The organism is Microtetraspora malaysiensis (genome assembly GCF_050947145.1).
Lineage (GTDB): Bacteria > Actinomycetota > Actinomycetes > Streptosporangiales > Streptosporangiaceae > Microtetraspora_A > Microtetraspora_A malaysiensis.
In genome coordinates, this window is the sequence record NZ_CP191998.1 from 3,788,919 (window position 1) to 3,809,733 (window position 20,815).

Genomic DNA, 20,815 nt, shown 5'->3' on the forward strand with positions numbered 1-20,815 from the left:
AGCATGTCAGCCGGAAACGCCGGCCCGGCCGGTTTCCAGGTGGCCCATCAATCGGCGGTGGAAGGACGGGTCCTCGGCCACGGCCAACCGCAGGTCGTACCAGCCGGACGCGGTCTCCCAGTCGAGGGCCGCCACGTCTCCGGCGGCGACGATGGCCTCGCGCCGGCCGGTGCCGTACGCGAGCGCGTCGAGCGTCAACGTCAGCGGCACCGGTCCGGGGTTGGTGATCGTCACCGTGAGCCGATGGTCCTCGCCGGTGGAGGACACCGCCACCTGGGCGGCCGGGCCCGTACGCGACCCGGCGAACTCGCGCCGGAACCCGTTGGGGCCGGTGAGGGTCAGCCGGTAGCCGTCCGGTCCGAGCGGGACGGTGAGCGTCGTCGCGCCGAGTACGTCGAAGTGGCGGGGGAACGCGAACTCCCCCGCGTAGGGGTACAGCGCGAAATGGCTGCCCCGTGCCCCGGCGTCGGTCATGGTGACGGTCAGCCCGTCGTCCGTCAGGACGGCGTGGGCCTCGGGCCGGTACGGCAGCGGCCGGGCGGGCCGGGTGCCGGGCTCCTGCGCGGCGAGCCGCCCCGAGGCGGGCGGCGTCGCCCGCCAGCGCACGCGGAACGGGGGGATGGTCACCGCGGTGCCGATCTCCGGCGCCGCCGGCGCGGTGGCCGTGCCCGCGGTGAAGTCGAACGCCGAGGTGAGGTCTCCGGCGACGCGCCGCCGCCACGGGCTGATGTTGGGCTCCGCGACGCCCAGCCAGCCCTCCATGAAGCGGATCGTGGACGTGTGGTCGAACACTTCCGAGCAGACGTGCCCGCCGACAGTCCACGGTGACACGACCGTCATCGGCACCCGGTAGCCGAGCCCGATCGGCAGCCCGTCGATGAACTCGCCCTCGGTGCCCTCCGGAGGCAGCGGAGGCGGCACATGGTCGTAGAACCCGTCGTTCTCGTCGAAGGTGAGGAAGAGCGCCGTCCGGTCCCACACCGAAGGATGCGCGGCGAGCGCGTCCAGGACCTCGTAGACCAAGTCGGCGCCGTGCGCCGGGCTGGACGGGTCCGGGTGCTCGGAGTACGCCTCCGGCGCGACGATGTAGGAGACCCGCGGAAGCCTGCCCTCGGCCACGTCCGCCCGGAAGGCGGCGGCGAGCCGCCCCGGCGCGACCCGCCGCAGCCCCCGCTGATAGGCGGCCAGATCGGCCGGGGTAAGCTGCGCGACTCCCTTCTCCAGCGCCGCGAGCATCTCCTGACGTTCCGCCTCGGGCAGGGAGGCGATCGACGTGTAGAAGGCGTGCAGGCTCCGGTAGGGCGTGTGGGCCAGCGCCAGGCGCGCGATCCTCTTGAAGGACGTGAAGTAGTCCAGCGCGTTGCACTGGTAGTTGTCCCACTCCTGGTAGACCCGCCAGCTCTCGCCCGCCGCCGTCAGCCGCTCGGGGTAGGAGGTGTGGCGGTAGCCGGGATGGGTGTCCTCCTCGCAGGAGTCGTTCGCGGTGGTCCGCCGCCCGGACGGCTCGGGTCCGACGGTTCCCGACCAGTGATAGAGGCGGTTGGGGTTCGTCGGCCCGAACATCGAGCAGTGATAGGCGTCGCACAGGGTGAAGGTGTCGGCGAGCTCGAACTGGACGGGCAGGTCGCGGCGGTCGAAGTGGACCATCGCGCCGGGTCCCTTGCCCGCGATCCAGCCGTCGTGCCAGCCGCCGCCCCTGGTCCGCTGACCCGTCTCCCATTCGTGGTCCACGCCCTCGACGTACTGGAGGTCGCCGTGGGTCAGCTCCCGGCCGCCGGTCCCGTGGCGTACGGGGTAGGGGAGGACGCCGGACTGGTCGAACACCGACCGGCCGTCCGGCAGCGTGATGGCGTTGCGGTCGCCGAACCCGCGCACGCCGCGCAGCGTCCCGAAATAGTGGTCGAAGGAGCGGTTCTCCTGCATGAAGAACACGACGTGCCGGAGGGAGCCGAGCCCTCCGGACGGCACCGGCCGGGCCAGTGCCGCCCGCAGGGACGGGGGAAGAGCAGACAACGGAGGGGAGACCTTTCAGAACTTGCGGCAGTAGAGCGCGTCGGGGGTACCGTAGCGGCCGATGCCGGTGGAGAACGCGATCCCGGCGGCGTACTCGTCGGCCGCGCACTGCGCCTTGTAGTAGCCGTTGGCATAGTCGCCGCCCTCGCCGGACGCGGGACGGCTGTCGCCCCGGTCGTCCCACAGTGTCCGCCCGGCGCCGGCGAGCGGGACGCGTCCGGGGGCGCACAAGACGGCCGACACCCGGTCGCCGCGCAGGCTGTAGCCGTTCATGAACTGGCCGTTGGGGCACTGGTACTTGGTGAACCCGGTCGCCCAGTCGGTGGTGACGCTCTCACTCTTCACCACTTTGGCGACGCCCGACTCCCACAGGTCCGCCACCCCGGCGTCCGTGCACAGGCCGCCCTGGCCCTTCTGGCTGATGCCGATCAGGCGCTGGTCGTCCGGGCAGGACAGCTTGTGCGCACCGGAGTCCCAGTCGCCCTGGGCGCGCATCCGCGCGGACTGGTTCGCGTCGGCGTGGATGGCCTGGAGCATGGACCAGGTACGGACGGGAGTGACCTGCCCGGTGTACCCGGTGGCGGCGATCAGGCGGCGCCAGTGCGGTGCCCGCCAGTCGTCGGTGTCGAGCACGGTGCGCAGACCGCCGTCGGCGGCGTAGCGGACGAGGCCCCAGGTGTTGCCCCGGTCGTTCTCCTGGAAGCCGGCCATCGGCCAGTACGCGAAGTCGACGTCGTTCTCGATGAGGAAGTCGACCATGTTGGCGAACCACGCCTTGTCCCTGTCGGTGGTGACCTTGCCGACGCCGAACTCGCTGATCCACACAGGGGCGGTGAAGTGCCGGTCCGGGGTGGTCGCCACGTAGGTGGCGGTGTCCCGCATGACCGAGAAGAGGTCGGCGCGGCTCAGGTCGCGGTAGCGCGGGTCGTGGGTCTCGCCCAGCCCGTCGGCGCCGGTGTGCTGTGGGCCGGTGTAGCCGTAGAAGTGCGCCGCGTAGACGAGCTTGTGCGAGCGGACGAGGGTCTGTGAGAGCGCGGCGACCGGCTTGAGCATCGGCCGGTCGTGCCACAGGCCGTCGACGGGGATGCCGGACCAGTTGATCCCCTCGATCATGATCAGCAGGTCCGGGTCGGCCTCGGTGAGGATCCGGTCGCCCGCCTGCTGGGCGGCGGCGGCCCAGTCGTGGCCGTCGCCCAGGCCCCAGTTGGGGTTGTCCCACGTGTCCCGGCGTACCTCGTTGCGCAGCTCGGCGCCGACGACCCGCTTGTTGGCCCGGTACCGCCGAGCCATGAACACCCAGTCGTCCAGCCATTTCTGTGTGGTCTGGCTGCTGTTCCACCGTTCGTTCCCGTCGACGCCGCAGCACCAGCGGGTGGTGGTCGTGTGGTTGTTGAGGATGACGGCGAACCCGTCGGCGGTGAGCGCCTCGACGACCTTGTCGTACACCTGGAGGGGGAGCAGGCCACGCAGGTCCGGGTTGGCCGCCACGCCCGCGTCGGTCACCGGCCGCGTGTCCGTGATCATCTGGTTGGAGAACGGCAGCCGGACGCTGTTGATGCCGAGCGCGTGGAAATCCGCCATCAGCTTGCTCATCGGGACCCGGTCCAGGCCGAGCGGGACTCGGTGGGACGTCTCCGACGCGTAGTTGTTCGCCGGGTCCTCGTCGTCGCCGCTGCCGGTCCAGGTGCCGCTGGCACCGTGCCAGTTGCCGGACCGCAGTTTGAACCGTTTGTCGGTGGCGTCCACGATGTAGCGGCCCTGGGTGCTGAGCGGTCCTTCCCAGGACGCCGCCAGGGGGGTGGCGGGTGCGTCGGCGGCCGCGGACCGGGGGGCCACGGCCAGGCCGCTGAGTGCGGCGGCGAGCACCGCCACCAACGCTCGTGTTCTCATCAGGGCTCCTCAGGCAGGGGGTGACGCGCGAGAACCGCGACGTCGCGGGGGTTGAGGATGACTTGCTCGATCTCGGGACGCCCGGGAGCGAGCAGATGGCGGAACCGGTGCGGCAGGTCGACCGTACGGACCTGGGTGGTGTGGTTGAGCAGCAGCAGGAACTCCCGGCCACCGCCCGCGCGCACCGCGGCCTGCACGCCGTCGGGCAGGCCGGGCAGCACCGGCGTGACGCCGGCCTCGGCCAGTGCCTCGGCCACGACCGTACGCATGATCGTCTCGTCGGGACGGGTGGCGATGTAACGGACCGTGCCGGTGCCGAGCCGGTTCCTGGTGACCGCGGGCGTGCCGTCGGGGAAGGCCAGCAGGACGTCCGCGCCCTCGATGCGTACGTCCTCGCGCCACAGGTCGGCGGTGCCCTCTCCCAGCGGGAACGTCTCGTCTTCGGCGGCGGGAAGGAACTCCTCGACACGCAGGCCGAGTGCCTCGCGCAACGGCCCCGGGCAGCCTCCGTCATGGACCCGGTCGTCGCCGTCCACCACGGAGGTGAAGAACGACACCAGGAGGTGGCCTCCGGCCGCGACGTAGCGGGCCAGGCCCTTCGCGTGCTCCTCCGTGAGCAGGTAGAGGTTGGGGATCACGACCAGCTTGTAGCCGGACAGGTCGGCGCCGGGCGGCAGCACGTCCACGCCCACGCCCAGGTCGAACAGCGGGCCGTAGTGGTCCAGCGCCCGGTCCACCGCCTTCAGCCCGTCCGACGGACGGGAGTCGAGTTCGAGCGCCCACCAGTTGTTCCAGTCGAACAGCACGGCCGCCTCGTTGGCGACGCGGGTTCCGGCCAGCTCCGGCACGGCGGCCAGCTCGGCGCCCAGCGCCGCGACCTCCCGGAACACCCGGGTGGCCGGGCCACCGTGCGGGACCATCCCGGAGTGGAACTTCTCGGCGCCGCCGCGTGACTGCCGCCACTGGAAATACAGGACGGCGTCGGCTCCGTGCGCGACCGCCTGCCAGCTCCAGAGGCGCATCCGGCCGGGCTCCTTGACGCCGTTGCGCCGCCGCCAGTTGACCGCCGAGGGCGCCTGCTCGACCAGATACCACGGGGCGCCGCCGCGCGCGCAGCGCGCCAGGTCGTAGGCGAGGCCCGCCGCCACGTGGGAACGGGGCGAGAACGGGTCCGGGTAGCTGTCGAGCCCCACGATGTCCATCCGGTCGGCCCAGGAGTGCACGTCCACCGGTTTGTGGTGGGCGAGGAAGTTGGTCAGGACGGGCACGTCCGGTGTGACCCGCCGCAGGATCGCCGCTTCCCCGTCGAAGCACGCGCGCAGCGCCTCGTTGCTGAACCTCGTGAAGTCCAGTTGCTGACCCGGGTTGGCGTACGTCGGCGCGAGCCTCGGGGGCAGGATCTGGTCGAACGAGGTGTAGCGCTGGGACCAGAAGTCGGTGCACCAGGCCGCGTTCAGCTTCTCGATGTCGCCGTACCGCGCGCGCAGCCAGCGGCGGAAGTCACGGGCGGACTCGTCGCAGAAGCATTCGGCGACGTGGCAGCCGTACTCGTTGCCCACGTGCCAGAAGCCCAGGGCGGGGTGGTCCTTGTAGTGCACGGCGAGCGCCTCGACCAGCTTGGCGGCCCGGTCGCGGTAGACCGGGCTGGACGGGCAGTAGTGCTGACGGCCGCCCGGCGACAGGACGGTGCCCGACCGGGTGACCGGGAGGATCTCCGGGTGCTCCGCGGCCAGCCACGGCGGCGGCGAGGCGGTCATGGTGGCGAGGTCCACGGTCACCCCGGCCGCCGCCAGCTCGTCCATCACCACGTCGAAGTAGGAGAAGTCGTACGCGCCGGGTGCGGGCTCGACCCGGGCCCAGCCGAAGACGCCGAGCGTGACCAGGTTGACCCCGGCCTCGGCCATCAGGCGCAGGTCCTCGGCGCGGGTCTCGTCCGGCCACTGCTCGGGGTTGTAGTCGCCGCCGAAGCCCAGGCCGCCCGGGCGGTCGGTGAATCTCATCTACTCAGTCCTTCACTCCAGTGGCGGCGATGCCCTGGACGATGTAGCGCTGCGCGAACAGGAAGACCACGACCAGCGGGAGGATCGTGACGACGGCGCCGGCGAAGAGCGCGGGGAGGTTGATCGACTGCGAGGTCAGGAACGTGGACAGCGCGATCTGGGCGGTCCACGACTCCGGGTCCTGGCCGATGACGAGGGGCCAGAGGAAGGCGTTCCAGCTCTCGATGAACGACAGCGTGCCCAGCGAGGCGAGCAGGGCGCCCGAGTTGGGCAGCGCGAGCCGCCAGTACACGCCCAGATGGCCGAGGCCGTCCAGGCGGCCCGCCTCCTCGATCTCCTGCGGGAACTTCAGGTAGAAGTTGCGGAACAGCAGCACCGAGAACGCGTTGAACAGGCCGGGCACCATGACACCCCACAGGGTGTCCACCCCGCCCATCGCGCTGACCAGCACGAAGGTGGGCACGAACGTGGCCGAGGTGGGGATCATCAGGGTCACGACGATGAAGGACATGACCACGCCACGGCCGGGCACCGAGATGCGGGCCAGGGCGTAGCCGGCCATCGAGCCGAGCAGGGTGGAGACGGGCGCGGTGACGATCGCGATGACGAAGGAGTTCCGGAGCGCGCTCGCCATCGGCACCGACGGGTCGTCGAACAGGTCCGTGAAGCCCTGCAGCGTGAAGGGGGCGGGCAGCCAGTGCCAATCCGGGTCGGTGACCTGTGTCCCGGTCATCAGCGCGGCGCGCAGCATGAAGTAGAAAGGCGCCAGGAACAGTACGGCGGCGACACCGACGACCAGGTAGGTCAGGATCGTCACCGGAGTCCCGCGCGTGGTCTTGCGCATGGTCAGTCCTTCCGGCCGAATCCGACGAGGCGTCCCTGCAGCAGGGTCACCAGGACGATCAGCAGCGTCAGCAGGAACGCGCCCGCCGAGCCCACGCCGTAGTCCTGACCCTTGAGCGCGGTGTCGTACAGGAACACCAGCGGCGGCCGTACGGGGGCGGTGGAGTTGCCGGTGGTGGTCACGAACACGTTGTAGAACTCGTCGAAGGCCTGGAACGCGGCGATGAGGATCAGCATGAGGATCGCCACCGACGTGTTGCGCAGCATCGGCAGGGTGATGTGCCGGAACTGCGCCCACCGGGACGCGCCGTCCAGGGCGGCCGCCTCGTACAGGTGGGCCGGGATGGCCTGGAGACCCGCCAGGAACAGGATCATGTAGAGGCCGACCTGAAGCCACAGGCGCACCGTGATGATCACGATCCAGTACAGGGGCGGGTCGGTGCTGGCGATCCAGGACTGGACGTCCCAGCCGAACAGCCCGCCGATGGTGTTGGCGACGCCGGACGGCAAGCCGTTGAACAGGCTCATCTTCCAGACCAGCGCGGCGACGACATAGGAGACGGCGGCCGGGATGAGGAAGCTGGTGCGGAAGAAGGCCCGGCCGCGGCGCACCCCGTTCAGCAGCACGGCGAGGCCGAGCGATATGCCGAACGTCACCGGCACGATGAAGATCGTGAACAGGATGATCCCGGTCATCGAGGACCGGAACGCCTCGTCCTCGAGCAGGAACGTGTAGTTGTCGAAGCCGACCCAGGATCCGAGATCGACAGTGCCGCGGGCCTCGCTGAAACTGAGCAGGAAGCTCCAGCCGATGGCGACGTATTTGAACAGGCCGAGGCCGAGGACCATGGGAGCGGTCAGCACGGCGAACGCGCCCACGGCCCTCCAGTCGGTCCGCCGCCCGCGGCGGCCGGGCCGGACCCCGGCCGGGCGGGCGGCGGTGGCCGCCTGCCCGGTCGTGGCGGTGTCTGACATGCTCAGGCCAACTGCTTGCCGAGCTCGGCCTGGGCCTTCGCCGCGGCCTCGTTGAGTAGCGACGTGGCGTCGCCGCCGCTCTTGGCGATCTTCAGGACGGCCTGCGCGAACGCGGAGTCCATCGTCGTGTTCCACAGGTTCGGGTAGGCCCTGCTGGTGTTCGCCAGGATGTCGGCGGCGTCCTTCGCCGGGCCCGAGCTGAACTCGGTGGTCTGCGCCGCGACGCTCTTGCGCGACGGGACGTGGAACCCGTAGCTGACGCACCAGTCTTTCTGCAGGTCCGTCTGCTTGATCCAGAGCCACTCGAGGAACTTCTTGGCCTCGTCGGCGTGCTTGCCCTTGGCGTTCACGGCCGCGAACCAGCCGCCGATGCGGGAGACCGCCTGGCCCGTGTCGCCGAACTTCGGCCACGCGATGACGCCGAAGTCGTCACCGAGCGCCTTCTCGATGGCGGGCATGGCCCACAGGCCGCACCACTGCATCGCGGCGGCGCCCTGGATGAACGCGCCCGGGTCGTACCAGTCGGTGGTGAAGTCCAGCAGCAGCGACTTGTCGTCGTGCAACTGCTTGAGGCCGGATATCGCGGCGACGCCCTCGGGCGAGTTGAAGACGACCTTCCTACCCTCGGGGTCGAGCAGGTCGCCGCCGTTGGACCACAGCAACAGGTACGCGGCGTTGCCGATGCCGTCGGAGCCGACGAACAGCCCCTTCTGCTCCCGGCTGGTGAGCTTCTTGGCGGCGGTGGCCAGCTCGGCGAAGGTCTGCGGCACGGCGATCCCGGCCTTCTCCAGGACGCTCTTGCGGTAGTACAGAACCATCGCGTCGTCCATCATCTTCAGGCCGTAGAGCTTCCCGTCGGCCGTGGCGGAGTCCAGCGACGCCTTGGAGTACTCGGCCTCCTGCCCCTTGATGATGTCGTCGAGCGGAGCGAGCAGGCCGTTCTTGACGTCGACGTACTGGAAGTCGCCGATCTCGAACAGGTCGGGCGCCTGCGGGGTGAGCAGCGTCGAGTGGAGCTTCGCGGAGTAGTCGCCCGCGATCCAGTTGACCTTGATGGCGATGTCCGGGTTGGCCTTGGTGTACTCCTTGGCGTACCGGATCACCGCCTGCTGGGTGCCCGCCTCGCCGTAGGCGTGGTACCACTGCTCCAGCGTGATCTTGGCTCCGGCCGTGGCGGCGTCGTCCTTGCCGCACGCCGCGAGCGCCATGCCTCCGACGAAGAGGAGCGAGCCGCCCAGGAAGGCGCGGCGAGATGTCAGGGAAGTGCTCATTTGGGGGGTTCCTTCCTGAGGGCGGGCGCCCGCCGGCCGCCGAGGCGTGCCGGTGTTCCCGGAGACAGAGCGATCTAGCTTGAGTAAGTGACCAGGGACTGGACGGCGACGGCCGCCGCGCCGCGCGCCCATTCCTCGAACGGAAGCGGACGGATGACCAGGCCGCACCGCGCCGCGCTGCCGTAGGCCTGGGCGGAGAACGCCTCGCGGATCGACTCCTCGAACAGGTCGTAGGCGTCGAGTCCCTCGCCGGAGACCACGAGGCTCTCCGGCCCGAGGAGGTTCGCGACCACCGCGAGGCCGAGGCCGATGGCCCGGCCGGCGGCGGCGAAGACCTTGCGGAGCACCTCGTCGCCCGAGCGGGCCAGGGTGACCGCGCGGTCGATGGTGAGGTCGTCCACGCCGGTGGCGCGGCGAGCCTCGGTGAGCAGCGCCTGGGTGGAGGCCAGCGCCTCCAGGCAGCCCGACGCGCCGCAGTGACAGCGGGGTCCTTCGACGCCGATCGGCACATGGCCGATCTCTCCGGACACGCCGAACGCGCCGGAGACCAGACCGCCGTTGACGACGAACGCACTCCCTATGCCCGTACCGATGGTGACCAGGGCGAAGGAGGAGGCGCCGACGCCGGCGCCGAACCACTGCTCGGCGACGGCGAGGGCCTTGACGTCGTTCTCCAGGGTCGTGGTGAGCCCGGTGGCCTCGTCCAGGAGCACGGCGAGCGGGACGTCCCGCCAGCCGAGGAAGGGGGAGTAGCGGACGATGCCGGTGGCGCGGTCGACGTCACCGGAGATGGCGACCCCGAGCCGATGGGCCCGCTTCCGGAATCCGGGATGCTCGTCCAGCAGCTCCGTGACGAGCGCGGCGATGGCGGCGACCACGTCGGCGGGCTCCATCGGCGACGCGGAGGCGTCGGTCCGCACGTCGAAGCCGGGTACGGCGTGATGCTTGGCGGCCACGATCCGGGAGCCGAGGTCGGTGACCACACCGATGAGATCGTCACCGGTGATCTTGATCCCGACGAAGTACTCGCGCTCCGGCGCGATCGCGAGGGGACTGGCCGGCCGGCCCGCGCCGGGCGCCGTTCGCTCGGTGGGGGCCAGCTCCCGCAGGTAGCCCGCCTCGATCAGCGGGCGGGCGGCCTTGGTCACGGCCGCCGACGAGAGACCGGTGAGCCGGCAGACGTCGACCCTGCTCACCGGGCCCCGGGTGAGGACCATGGTGAACACCTCGGCGGCGGCGGGGCTGGTGATGGGCGCTCCGGAGTCCCGGCTTCTCGGCATGGCGGTTACCGTAGAGTCAACTAATTAACTTCGTCAAGAATTTAATTCGAGGCGATTCGGCGCTAGATTTCCGGGCTGACGCCGATCCCCGCCGCGAGGAGCGCCCCCTTGATCGAGTTCGACCCCCGGAACCGGATCTGGCTGCTGCGCACGCCGACGACCGCGTACGCGCTGCGGCTGGACGAGGACGGCACGCCGCGCCATGTGCACTGGGGGCGTCCCCTGACCGTGGAGCAGGCCGCGGCCGTACCGCGGTTCCGCGATCCCGCCGACAGCAGCTTCGAGCACCCCGGAGCGGACGCGGCGGAGCTTCCCGTCGCCGGGTTCGGGCCGTCCGCGCTCCAGGTCCGCTTCCCGGACGGCGGGCAGGAGATCGAGTGGCGATACGACGGGCACGCCGTCGAAGGCGGCCACCTGACGATCCGGCTGCACGACCGGAGCCACCCGCTCGCGGCCGAGCTGCACTACCGGCTGCCCGCGGACGGCGACGTGATCGAACGCTGGACCGTGCTGCGGCATAGCGGAGACGGCGCGCCGCTCGAACTCCTGCGCGCGGACTCCGCGTCGTGGAGCGTCCCCCACCTGCCGGGCTACCGGCTCAGTCACGTGACCGGGGCCTGGGGCAGCGAGTTCCGGCTGCGCCGCGAGCCCGTGCCCGGAGGCGAGACCGTGCTGACGAGCAGGCGAGGCGTGTCGGGACACCACGCCAATCCCTGGCTCATGATCGACGACGGCTCGGCGGGCGAGGAGCACGGCGAGGTGTGGAGCGCGGCCCTGGCCTGGAGCGGAAGCTGGCGGGCCACGCTGCACCGGTCGCCCGCCGAGCGCCTGTGCTGGAGCGGGGGGTTCGGCCACGAGGGCCTCACCTGGAAACTGGAACCGGGCGAGTCGCTGGAGACGCCGGTGTTCGCCGGCCTGTACCGCTCCGACGGGTTCGGCGGGACCAGCCGCTCCTGGCACGCCTACATCACGCGGCACGTGCTGCCCGCGGCGTCCGAGCCGCGCCCCGTGGTCTACAACTCGTGGGAGGCGACCGGCTGGGCGGTGACCGAGGAGGGGCAGAAGCGGCTGGCGGCCCTGGCGGCCGAGGTCGGCGCGGAGCTGTTTGTCATGGACGACGGCTGGTTCGGCGCGCGCGACAACGACGAGGCCGGGCTGGGCGACTGGGTGCCGAACCCCGGCAAGTTCCCCACCGGGCTGGGCGGGCTGATCGCCGAGGTGCACCGGCTCGGCATGCGGTTCGGGATCTGGGTCGAGCCGGAGATGGTCAACCCCGACAGCGACCTCTACCGCGCCCGCCCCGACTGGGTGCTGCACCAGCCGGACCGCCGCCGCACGCTGCTGCGCAACCAGCTCGTGCTCGACTTCGGTCGCCCGGAGGTGGCCGCGTGGGCACACGACTGGCTGGACCGGCTGGTGGGCGGGCACGAGATCGACTTCCTCAAGTGGGACATGAACCGGGCCTTCACGGAGGCGGGGCGTCCCGGGGCCGGCGATCCGGGCCGGGTGTGGATCGACCACGTGCGCGGCGTCTACGCGGTGATGGGCCGGCTGCGCACCGACCACCCCCGGCTGCGGATCGAGGCGTGCGCCGGCGGCGGCGGCCGAGCCGACCTCGGCGTGCTCCGCCGTACCGACGAGGCATGGATCTCCGACAACACCGACGCCGTCGACCGGATCGCGATCCAGCACGGGTACGGGCAGATCTATCCCGCCCGGACGATGGCGGCCTGGGTAACCGACAGCCCGAACTTCCTGACCGGACGTGAGCTGCCGCTCCGGTTCCGCTTCCACGTGGCGATGGCCGGGGTGCTGGGCGTGGGCGGCGACCTGTCCCGCTGGAGCGTCGCCGAGCGCGCGGAGGCGGCGGAGCTGGTCGCGACCTACAAGGAGATCCGCCCGGTCGTCCAGCACGGCGTCCAGTATCGGCTGGGGGAGCCGCCGCTGCTCGGCGCGCAGTATGTCGCGGGCGACCGGGTGGTCGTGCTCGCCTGGCGGCTCTCGTCCCGATTCGGCGCTCCGCCCGTCCCGCTGCGGCTGCGCGCGCTGGACCCGGACGCCCGCTATCGCGACGACGACACGGGGACGATCCACCACGGGGCCGTCCTGCTGGCCCACGGCCTCCCACTCGAACTGCCGGGCGCCGGCCACGCCAGCGCCCTCGTCCGCCTCACCCGGGTTCCCTGAGCGGGCGCCGCTCGTCCCGGACGGCCGCCGGCCGCCGGCCGGCCCGCGGCCTCGGCGTCAGGCGGTGACCTGGTCCAGCAGGTCGATCAGGTGGTGGTAGGTCTTCCCGGTGGCGCGGGTCATCCCGATCTCGCAGGTGCGGTTGACCGAGGCGTGCGCCGCGTAGTCGCCCTCCGCGACCGCCGCCGCCTCGGCGCGGGTCGCCGACGCCGTCAGCTCCGGGTGCAGCAGGCCACGGTCGCCGGCGAACGCGCAGCACTGCCAGTCGTCGGGGACGACGACCTGCTCCGCGACCGCCTCGGCGATCTTGGCGATCGCGGCGTCGAGGCCGAGCCGGGTGGACGAGCAGGTCGGGTGCAGGGCCAGCGAGGGAAGGCGGCGGGCGGCGGGCAGCCGGGGCAGGACGCGCTCGGCCGCGAAGGTCACCGCGTCGACCACCTGGACGGCGGGCGAGGCCGCGGCGACGAGCCGCTCGAACCCCTCGGTGCAGGAGGCGGCGTCGCTGACGACCGGGATCCGGCCGCCGTCGGTGGCCGCCACGAGCGCCTTCGCCACCCGGCGGCGCATCGCCTCGTAGCCTCCGGTGAAGCCCTTCGACGACCACGGGGTGGCGCAGCACAGGCCGGCGATGTCGTCCGGGACGCGCAGGCGCAGGCCCGTGCGTTCCGCGAGGCGCTGTAGCGCGGCCATGACGCCGCTGCCTCCGGCCGCGGGGGCGAACAACGTGTTCAGGCAGGACGGCACGTACACGGCGTCCGCCTCGGGGGCGGGTGACGGCCGGCGGGGCGTCCCGCCGCGGGGCAGGTCGCGGCTCCACTGCGGGACGGCGTCCGCACCGGCGACCGCGCGGGCGGCCCGGCTGGCCCCCTCGACCAGGGCGGGCGGCGCGGCGGCGGCCGCGTCGAGGGCCAGGTCCATCGCCCGCGTGACCGTGCCCCAGTGGTCGGCGGCCTTCTTCCAGCCCGCCCGCGCCGCCCGCCCGTGGCGCTCGGCTCGCAGGCGCTTGGTCAGGTCGCCGGTGTTGATGAACACCGGGCAGGCGGTGGCGCACATGCCGTCCACGGCGCAGGTGTCCACGGCGTCGTAGCCGTACTCCTCCTCCAGCCGGCGGGCGAGCTCATGGTCGCCGGCGGCGCGGGCCGCGGCCAGCTCGCGGCGCAGCACGATGCGCTGGCGCGGGGTCGTGGTCAGGTCGCGGCTCGGGCAGACGGGCTCGCAGTAGCCACACTCCACGCATCGGTCGACCTCGGGCTCCACCGTCACGACGGCCTTGAGGTCGCGCAGGTGCGCGCGCGGGTCGTCGGTGAGCACGACGCCCGGGTTGAGCGTGCCGCCGGGGTCGCACAGCCGCTTGACCTCGCGCATCACCTCGTACAGCTCGTCGCCGTACTGGCGGCGCACGAAGGGGGCCATGACGCGGCCGGTGCCGTGCTCGGCCTTGAGCGTGCCGCCGCGGCCGAGGACGGCGTCGACCATGTCCTCGGTGAAGTCGGCGTAGCGCTCCAGGTCGGTGCCGAAGTGCTCGTTGAGCATGAAGTGCAGGTTGCCGTCCTTGGCGTGGCCGAAGATGACGCTGCGCTCGTAGCGGTACTTGACGAACAGCTCGGCCAGGTCGTCGCACAGGTCGGCCAGGACGGGCACGGGGACGGCGACGTCCTCCAGCAAAGCGGTGGTGCCGCTCGGGCGGGCCCCGGCGACGGAGGCGTACAGGCCCTTGCGGATGTGCCACAGGGCCGCCCGGTCGCCGGTGTCCCTGCTCAGCCGGGCCGGCGCGGACAGGGAGAGCCCGCCGAACGCCCGCTCGGCCTCCCGCTCGCGCTCGGCGAGCAGCTCGGGGTCCGACTCCTGCCACTCCACCAGGAGCGCGGCGTGGGACTTCACCGACAGCGTGCGCAGCACGTCGTCGGCCTTGGGGTCGGTCTGCGCCGCCCGCAGGGACTCGGCGTCGAGCAGCTCGACGGCGGCGGGCCCCGCGGCGACGATCTCGGGCATCGCGGCCATCGCCTCCCGCAGGGTGGGGAAGACGACCAGGCCGGTCGCGGCGAGCCGGTTCGCCGGAACCGTACGCAGGACGGCCTCGGCGACGAACGCGAGGGTTCCCTCGCTGCCGACGACGAGGTGGGCGAGGATCTGCGCGGGCGAGTCGTGGTCGAGGAAGCTGTTGAGCCCGTAACCCATGGTGTTTTTGAGGGAGAACTGGGCCTTGATCCGGCGTACCGACTCCGCGTCGCCCCGGACCCGGTCGCGCAGCCGCTCCAGGCCCCGCGCCAGCTCGGGTTCGAGCGCGCGCAGCCGCGCGTCGGCGTCGGGGGCGCCGGTGTCGACGACCGTGCCGCCGGGCAGCACGAGCACCAGCGATTCGAGCGTCTGGTACGTGTTGGCGTGGGTGCCGCACGTCATGCCGCTGGAGTTGTTGGCGACGACGCCGCCGATCGTGCACGCCGACTCGCTGGCCGGGTCGGGCCCCAGCTTGCGGCCGTACGCGGCGAGCCGCGCGTTGACCTGGCGCAGCACGGCTCCGGGCTGCACCCGGACGCGGGCGCCGTCGTCGAGCACCTCGATGCCGCGGAAGTTGCGCCGGGTGTCCACGAGCAGGTGCTCGCTCACGGCCTGGCCGCTCAGGCTGGTGCCGCCGGAACGGAAGGTCAGCGGCAGGCCGGTGCGCAGCAGCGCGGCGACCTGCTCGGCGCTCTCGGGCACCAGGATCGCCTGCGGGGTCAGCAGGTAGTGCGAGGCGTCGTGGGCCATGCCGAGGCGGTCGCTCACCCGCGAACGGGTGATCCCCGGGACGGCGGCCTGCACGGCCGCCAGCACGGCGGGGTCCGGCGGGGTCAGTCGCCGCGGCGTTTCGGAGTGGGTGACGCTCATGATCTCTTCGTTCGTCTGCGTTCGTCCGGAGGCGGCGGTCCGCCTCGCCTGTCGGCGCGGGTCGACGTGGATCTCCGGGTCGGTGTCGGGGGGTGAATCCGGGAGGCCGACACAGATTACCCGCCCGGCAGGTGATGTCGAACACACGGGCGGCCCGAGCCCGCGCGAGCGGAGCGAGGCCATTCCTTTGCTTCCGGCATCGGGGAAGCGGGCAGAGCAGGGGGGATCCCCGAAGAGAGGGCCCTGCGGAACCGCGGAGCGGCACGCCGTCTTCGCGCTTTCATCCAGCCCCGGGACGGCTGTTTCCGCGCGATGCCGCAGCTGACCAGGGTGCCGTCCGCTGACCTGTGAGACCGTCGATGCCTTCCCCTGGGAGGAAGGCACTACATGGGGGAGGCCGCCGATGGTAGGCAAGGATCGCCTGACTCTGCTTGTCGTGCTGGGTGTGGGAGTCGCGACGCTGGGTGCTACCGCGTTGGGAAAGGCGACGCCGGGACGAGACGGGGCGCCCGCCGGTGCAGTGATCAAGAACACCCACGGCCAGACGGTCGGCTCGCTTCAGGTGGAGGACGCAGGGAACGGCAAGTCCAAGATCACAGTCGCGGTGACGAACTTGCCTGCCGGCTTTCACGGCTTTCACGTTCACGCCACGGGCGTCTGTGATCCACAGTCGAAAGACCCGGCTACGGGCAGCCCCTTCTTCAGCGCCGGCGGACACTACGACGTCGGCTCACACGTCCACGACCACCACACCGGAGACCTGCCCAACCTGCTCGTCGGCGCGGACGGTACCGGCGCAGCCTCGATGGTGACCGACCGCTTCCGGGTGGCACAGCTCTTCGACGGCGACGGCAGCGCCATCATGATCCACGCACTGGCCGACAATCACGCGAATATCCCGGACCGCTACCGCAACGAGAAGGGTGAGGCGGGGCCCGACGCTGTAACTCTGAACGCGGGCGACTCCGGCGGGCGCATCGCCTGCGGCGTGATCACCAGAAGCTAGTGCCCCTCCCGTCAGTCTTCAGGCGCGGGCCCTGCTGTACGGGTAGTCCTTGAGGGTGACGGCGTCGGCCCGGTTCATCGCCTTCGCGATCAGGCCGGCCCACGGCAGGTGGGGCATCAGCCTGATGGACAGATCGCGCATCCGGATGGCCGTCCGCGACTTGGGGACGAAGCCGTTGACGCCGCCCGGCGGCAGTTGGTGGTTCTGCCGGACGAAGTCGCGCATCTCCCGCTCGTAGGCGGCGAAGGCCGCCGTGTGATCTACTCCGGCCGCGGCCAGCTCTCCGGCCAGGACGTACGCCCCGACCAGGGCCAGGCCCGTGCCGTTGCCGCCCAGCGGCGAGGGGCTGAATCCGGCGTCGCCGAGCAGCGCCACCCTGCCGTGGGACCAACTGTCCATGACGATCTGCGTCGCCGAGTCGAAGTAGAAGTCGGTGGCCGCCTCCATCTCCCGCAGCATCGCGGGTACGTGCCAGCCCGCTCCGGCGAAGACCTCGGCCACGAGTTCCTTCTGGCGCCGCTGGTCCCGGTGGTCGTACTCCAGCGGCTTCGACGCGAACCCGAACAGGACCTTGGCGTCCTCCGGCCGCCGGGAGGGCCGCAGCGCCGCCAGCTTCTGGCCGGGCATGTTGTGGAACAGCTCCCAGTCCTGGATGCCGAAGACGTTGCGCGCGGTGAAGTACGCCGTGTAACAGCCGAGGTCGCGGCGGAAGCGCGACTCGGGGCCGAAGACCAGTGAGCGGGTCAGTGAATGCGTGCCGTCGGCCCCGACGACCAGGTCGAAGACGCGCGGCGCGGACCGTTCGAAGGCGACGCGCACGTTCTCCGCCGTCTGGGTCACCTCGGTGATCGTGTCGTCGAAGACGTATTCCGTCCCGCCCCCGGTCGCCCCATGAAGGAGTTCGACCAGGTCGCCGCGGAGAATCTCCACCTCGCCGACCACGCCCACCCCGCCGAGGAAGGAGGCGGGCATGTCGGCGACGCGCCTGCCGGCCGCGTTCACGTACGACATCCCCTTGGAGTCGACCGCCACCCGGCGGGCGTCCTGGAGAAGTCCCATGCGCTCCACCACCTCGCGGGCGGCGCCGCGCAGGTCGACCGTGTGCCCGCCGAGGCGCGGCGCGGGGGCCCGCTCGACCACCGTCATGGTGAAGCCGTAGCGGTGCAACCAGTAGGCCAGGGCGGTTCCGGCGACGCCGCCGCCGCTGATCAGGACATTCGTCATCACGTGCTCCCTCGCTTGTCCGTGCACGGCCACCGTATGCGTAGTGCGCGTACATTGTTAACAGGGCACTAGTGCAGTAATTTGTCCCGCAGCGATCCAGGCTGAAGCGGGCCTGGTGCACTAGGACAGCGGGAGCGTGAACCATGGACGAGGACCCACCTCCGTACCTGCGCATCGTCACCGAGCTGAGGCGACGCATCACGGCGGGCCGGCTCCGGCCCGGAGAGCGGGTGCCGTCGACGCGGCAGATCACGCGGGAATGGGGCGTGGCGATGGCCACCGCCACCAAGGCGCTGGCCACCCTGCAGCAGGAGGGGCTCGTCCGCCCGGTGCCCGGGGTCGGGACCGTGGTGGCCGATCCCGGAACGGGCGCCGCCCCGTCCCGTCGCTCGGCTCCCGAGCTGAGCGAGGAGCGCATCGTGCGGGCCGCGATCGCCATCGCCGACGCCGAGGGCCTGGCGACGCTGACCATGCGCCGGATCGCCACGAGCCTGGGCACGTCGGTCATGGCGCTCTATCGGTACGTGTCCGGCAGGGATGAGCTGGTCACCCTCATGGCGGACAGGGTGCTGGCCGACGGCTGGCTACCCGAGCCGCAGCCGCCGGGCTGGCGGGCCTGCCTCGAATGGTCGGCCAGAAGGCAATGGGCCCTCTACCGCCGCCATCCGTGGCTGGCGCAAGCCGTCTCGTTCACCCGCCCCATGGCCACACCTCACGCGATGGCCCAGGGCGAGTGGGGGATGCGGGTGGTGGACGGCCTCGGCCTCGACCCGGTCACGATGGTCCACATCTACGTGACCGTGGCCAACTACGTACACGGCACCGCCGCCCACCTGGAAGCCGAGGCCGAGGCCGTCCAGCAGAGCGGCACCACCGACGACGAGTGGCTCGAATCCGCCGTGCTGCCCCAGATGCGGGAGTTCCCGCTGCTGTCGCGGATCCCTCCCGACTCGCTCGACCTGAACACGCTCTTCGAGTTCGGCCTGCAACGCCTGCTGGACGGAGTGGCGGCGCTCATCGCTTCGGTACGGGCGGACGGCGACACTGACGTCGATCGGTCGCATTGAGGACGATGCCGGGGACGTGCGGGGGCGACCGAGTTGAGTCAGTCCTCGTCGGCGGGGAGGGCGAAGAGCCGGATGTGCAGGGGGCGTGCATCCGGCGGAGCGTCCTCCGCCGGATGGCTGTACTTCATCAGCAGTGCGATGTAGGCGTCGAAGAACTCCTGGAACTCGGCCTTGGTCATCCGGCCGAGACCGCGTGACCCCTTGGCCCAGTCGGGATCGCGCCGGTACGCCTCGGGAAAGCGCTCGAACAGCACGCGATCCTCGTCCATGCCGATCCGGTGGAACTCGGCGAGCACGGGGCGGTCCTCGGGGGCGAGCTGGTCGGGCGTCGGCAGCCGCATGTCTCTCGGCCCCTTGGCCTTGCGCCACCAGCGTTCCCTGCCGGTCGAGCGCTCGGGGATCTCCTCGATGAACCCGTACTTCTCGAGTTGCCGCAGGTGGTAGCTGGTCGTGCCCGTCTTGGCGCCGAGCAGCTCGCCGAGCGTCGTCGATGTCGCGGGGCCGTGCACGTTGAGGTGGCGCAGCATGAGCCGCCGCATGGGATGGGCCAGCGCCTTGAGTCGCGCCGGGTCGTCGAGCAGGAACGACTCGTCATCCTTCATGAGGAGCAGCCTAGTACCGCAGAACGATTTCTGCCGATGAATGTCTGCCGAGGTCTCTCTGCAGAATATTATCTGCAGCTATGAGACGAAGCCTCCTGGCGGCGGTCGCCGCCCTCTTCCTCCTCACCACTCCCGCGGCTGCCGCGGCCGCCACCGAGACTCCCCCCGCGGTACCGTCCGACCTGACGGCGACCGAGGTGAGCTTCCGCGGCGACGGAGGCCTCACCCTGCACGGCACGGTCCTCTCGCCCACGTCGGCGAAGCCCGCGCGGCCCGGCATCGTCCTCGTGCACGGCGCGGGTACGGCCACGCCCCGGACGAAACTAATGGGCGAGGCCGTCGCGTTCGCCCGCCAGGGGCTGTCGGTTCTGATCTACGACAAGCGGTCCGAGGGTTATTCTCTCTTCCATCGGTCGTACTCGCAGCTCGCCGACGACGCGCTCGGCGGCGTGGCCGCGCTGCGGTCCCAGCCGGGCGTCGACCCGGCGAAGGTCGGGCTCTGGGGGTTGAGTGAGGGCGGCTGGGTCGCCCCGATCGCGGCCTCCCGTTCCAAGGACGTCGCCTTCGTCGTGCTTGTGGGCGCGAACAGCCAGCAACCGCTGCGCCAGCAGACCTGGGCGGTGGCGGCCGGGCTGCGCAAGGCCGGGGTGTCGGGCTCGCTCGTCGACCGGGCCGAGCTAAACCTGTACCGCACTCTGGCCGACGGCGACATGTTCCCCGAGCCGTACTACGACCCGGCACCGACCATCGCCGCCGTACGCCAGCCGGTGCTCGGCATCTGGGGCGTCCACGACCTGCTGACTCCGCCTCAGGAGAGCCCGCCGGGGTTTGCCGAGGCACTTGAGAAGAGCGGCAACCGGAATTACACCTTCCGCTTCTTCCCCGACGCCGACCACGCCGCGCACCTGACCCCGGACGGCGGCGTCACCCGGCTGCCCGAACTCGCCCCCGGCTACGCCGAACTGGTCGGCTCCTGGGTTCATGACGTGACAGCGGGCCGACCGCCGCTCGCGCAGACGTCCGGACCGGCACCCGTACAGGAGTCCCCGACCGTGCCGGTGGATCCGCCGGCCTGGTGGGAGTCGGCGCCGACGCAGCTCGCGGCTCTGGTGCTGCTCATCGTCGCGTTCGCCGCCTACCCCGTGATCGCGCTGGTGCGTCGCCTGCGCGGCGGCTCGCGGGCACCGGTGAGCAGGGCGGCGCGGTTCCTCAGCGCAGCAGGGCTCACGGTGGTGCTCGGGTCGTTCGCCTACCTGTTCTATCTGGTGATGACCGGCGGCAAGCTGGCCGCTCCCGGCCCCGTACTGGCAGGGCGTCCGCTGATCTGGCTCGCGCTGCAGGCCCTCACGGTCGCTTCCGTGGTCGCCACGGTTCTGTCCGCGTTGGCCTGGCGCCGCGCCCGCGGCTCCATGCCGCGAGGGGAGAGGGGACGGCTCGGCCTCCTGGTCGTCGGCGGGCTGGTGCTCATCCCGTGGGGCCTCTACTGGGGCCTGCTGCTTCCGTGACTGCTGCGGGCGTGCGAGCACTTGTCGTCGGCATGCCGGGGTGGTGTGACATTGTCGACGCGTTGTGTCCGAAACCGGGCCGCT

Annotated in this window: 14 protein-coding genes; 4 read left to right on the plus strand and 10 right to left on the minus strand. The window is 71.4% G+C overall.

From position 1 onward, the window contains the following. Positions 1-6: 6 nt before the first annotated feature. The 7 genes from ACQP1V_RS17930 to ACQP1V_RS17960 all read right to left on the minus strand — a co-directional run bounded on the left by ACQP1V_RS17930 (position 7) and on the right by ACQP1V_RS17960 (position 10,272). Positions 7-2,013 (minus strand): phosphocholine-specific phospholipase C, encoded by a 2,007-nt coding sequence (locus ACQP1V_RS17930; protein WP_433424391.1) that lies wholly within the window; start codon positions 2,011-2,013, stop codon positions 7-9. A gap of 15 nt (positions 2,014-2,028) precedes the next feature. Further along, a complete protein-coding gene (locus ACQP1V_RS17935) occupies positions 2,029-3,903 on the minus strand; it encodes a glycoside hydrolase family 5 protein (protein ID WP_433424394.1) in 1,875 nt (624 codons plus the stop codon). Then, a complete protein-coding gene (locus ACQP1V_RS17940) occupies positions 3,903-5,903 on the minus strand; it encodes a beta-galactosidase (RefSeq protein ID WP_433424397.1) in 2,001 nt (666 codons plus the stop codon). The genes ACQP1V_RS17935 and ACQP1V_RS17940 overlap by 1 nt, the downstream gene beginning before the upstream one ends. Positions 5,904-5,907: 4 nt before the next feature. After that, positions 5,908-6,747 carry a carbohydrate ABC transporter permease gene (locus ACQP1V_RS17945; protein ID WP_387410907.1) on the minus strand — a complete coding sequence of 280 codons (840 nt, stop codon included), beginning with the start codon at positions 6,745-6,747 and terminating at the stop codon, positions 5,908-5,910. A 2-nt stretch (positions 6,748-6,749) separates the two neighbouring features. Beyond that, positions 6,750-7,721: a carbohydrate ABC transporter permease gene (locus tag ACQP1V_RS17950; RefSeq protein ID WP_433424401.1), complete on the minus strand. Its 972-nt coding sequence runs from the start codon at positions 7,719-7,721 to the stop codon at positions 6,750-6,752. Between the two features lie 2 nt (positions 7,722-7,723). Further along, positions 7,724-8,992 (minus strand): ABC transporter substrate-binding protein, encoded by a 1,269-nt coding sequence (locus ACQP1V_RS17955; RefSeq protein ID WP_433424404.1) that lies wholly within the window; start codon positions 8,990-8,992, stop codon positions 7,724-7,726. 74 nt (positions 8,993-9,066) lie between these two features. Then, positions 9,067-10,272, minus strand: a complete 1,206-nt coding sequence (locus ACQP1V_RS17960; protein WP_433424407.1) for an ROK family protein — start codon at positions 10,270-10,272, stop codon at positions 9,067-9,069. Positions 10,273-10,380: 108 nt separating this feature from the next. On the opposite strand from ACQP1V_RS17960, the gene ACQP1V_RS17965 reads away from it, so the two are divergent. Further along, positions 10,381-12,459: an alpha-galactosidase gene (locus tag ACQP1V_RS17965; protein WP_433424410.1), complete on the plus strand. Its 2,079-nt coding sequence runs from the start codon at positions 10,381-10,383 to the stop codon at positions 12,457-12,459. A gap of 57 nt (positions 12,460-12,516) precedes the next feature. Here the strand turns inward: ACQP1V_RS17965 and ACQP1V_RS17970 are convergent, their stop codons facing one another. Next, positions 12,517-15,327 carry an FAD-binding and (Fe-S)-binding domain-containing protein gene (locus ACQP1V_RS17970; RefSeq protein WP_433424413.1) on the minus strand — a complete coding sequence of 937 codons (2,811 nt, stop codon included), beginning with the start codon at positions 15,325-15,327 and terminating at the stop codon, positions 12,517-12,519. Positions 15,328-15,730: 403 nt separating this feature from the next. Here ACQP1V_RS17970 and ACQP1V_RS17975 point away from each other — a divergent pair, with 403 nt between their 5' ends. Then, positions 15,731-16,333, plus strand: coding sequence for a superoxide dismutase family protein (locus ACQP1V_RS17975; RefSeq protein WP_433424416.1), 603 nt, complete (start codon positions 15,731-15,733; stop codon positions 16,331-16,333). 18 nt (positions 16,334-16,351) lie between these two features. Here ACQP1V_RS17975 and ACQP1V_RS17980 read toward each other — a convergent pair whose 3' ends face one another. Continuing rightward, complete coding sequence (locus ACQP1V_RS17980) at positions 16,352-17,557, minus strand: FAD-dependent monooxygenase (RefSeq protein WP_433424419.1); 1,206 nt, start codon at positions 17,555-17,557, stop codon at positions 16,352-16,354. A 143-nt stretch (positions 17,558-17,700) separates the two neighbouring features. Here ACQP1V_RS17980 and ACQP1V_RS17985 point away from each other — a divergent pair, with 143 nt between their 5' ends. Further along, a complete protein-coding gene (locus ACQP1V_RS17985) occupies positions 17,701-18,624 on the plus strand; it encodes a TetR/AcrR family transcriptional regulator C-terminal domain-containing protein (RefSeq protein ID WP_433424422.1) in 924 nt (307 codons plus the stop codon). A 38-nt stretch (positions 18,625-18,662) separates the two neighbouring features. Here the strand turns inward: ACQP1V_RS17985 and ACQP1V_RS17990 are convergent, their stop codons facing one another. Then, the gene (locus ACQP1V_RS17990) at positions 18,663-19,226 is read right to left on the minus strand and encodes an ArsR/SmtB family transcription factor (RefSeq protein WP_067139509.1); all 564 of its coding nucleotides are present in this window, start codon (positions 19,224-19,226) and stop codon (positions 18,663-18,665) included. 80 nt (positions 19,227-19,306) lie between these two features. On the opposite strand from ACQP1V_RS17990, the gene ACQP1V_RS17995 reads away from it, so the two are divergent. After that, positions 19,307-20,731: an alpha/beta hydrolase family protein gene (locus tag ACQP1V_RS17995; RefSeq protein ID WP_433424425.1), complete on the plus strand. Its 1,425-nt coding sequence runs from the start codon at positions 19,307-19,309 to the stop codon at positions 20,729-20,731. Positions 20,732-20,815: the final 84 nt, after the last annotated feature.

What these genes read in the sequence shown, in the direction of transcription:
- ACQP1V_RS17935 (WP_433424394.1), bottom strand. Translation starts at nt 3,903, where the DNA reads ATGAGAACACGAGCGTTGGTGGCGGTGCTCGCCGCCGCACTCAGCGGC.
- ACQP1V_RS17940 (WP_433424397.1), bottom strand. Translation starts at nt 5,903, where the DNA reads ATGAGATTCACCGACCGCCCGGGCGGCCTGGGCTTCGGCGGCGACTAC.
- ACQP1V_RS17945 (WP_387410907.1), bottom strand. Translation starts at nt 6,747, where the DNA reads ATGCGCAAGACCACGCGCGGGACTCCGGTGACGATCCTGACCTACCTG.
- ACQP1V_RS17950 (WP_433424401.1), bottom strand. Translation starts at nt 7,721, where the DNA reads ATGTCAGACACCGCCACGACCGGGCAGGCGGCCACCGCCGCCCGCCCG.
- ACQP1V_RS17955 (WP_433424404.1), bottom strand. Translation starts at nt 8,992, where the DNA reads ATGAGCACTTCCCTGACATCTCGCCGCGCCTTCCTGGGCGGCTCGCTC.
- ACQP1V_RS17960 (WP_433424407.1), bottom strand. Translation starts at nt 10,272, where the DNA reads ATGCCGAGAAGCCGGGACTCCGGAGCGCCCATCACCAGCCCCGCCGCC.
- ACQP1V_RS17970 (WP_433424413.1), bottom strand. Translation starts at nt 15,327, where the DNA reads ATGAGCGTCACCCACTCCGAAACGCCGCGGCGACTGACCCCGCCGGAC.
- ACQP1V_RS17975 (WP_433424416.1), top strand. Translation starts at nt 15,731, where the DNA reads ATGGTAGGCAAGGATCGCCTGACTCTGCTTGTCGTGCTGGGTGTGGGA.
- ACQP1V_RS17980 (WP_433424419.1), bottom strand. Translation starts at nt 17,557, where the DNA reads ATGACGAATGTCCTGATCAGCGGCGGCGGCGTCGCCGGAACCGCCCTG.
- ACQP1V_RS17985 (WP_433424422.1), top strand. Translation starts at nt 17,701, where the DNA reads ATGGACGAGGACCCACCTCCGTACCTGCGCATCGTCACCGAGCTGAGG.
- ACQP1V_RS17990 (WP_067139509.1), bottom strand. Translation starts at nt 19,226, where the DNA reads ATGAAGGATGACGAGTCGTTCCTGCTCGACGACCCGGCGCGACTCAAG.
- ACQP1V_RS17995 (WP_433424425.1), top strand. Translation starts at nt 19,307, where the DNA reads ATGAGACGAAGCCTCCTGGCGGCGGTCGCCGCCCTCTTCCTCCTCACC.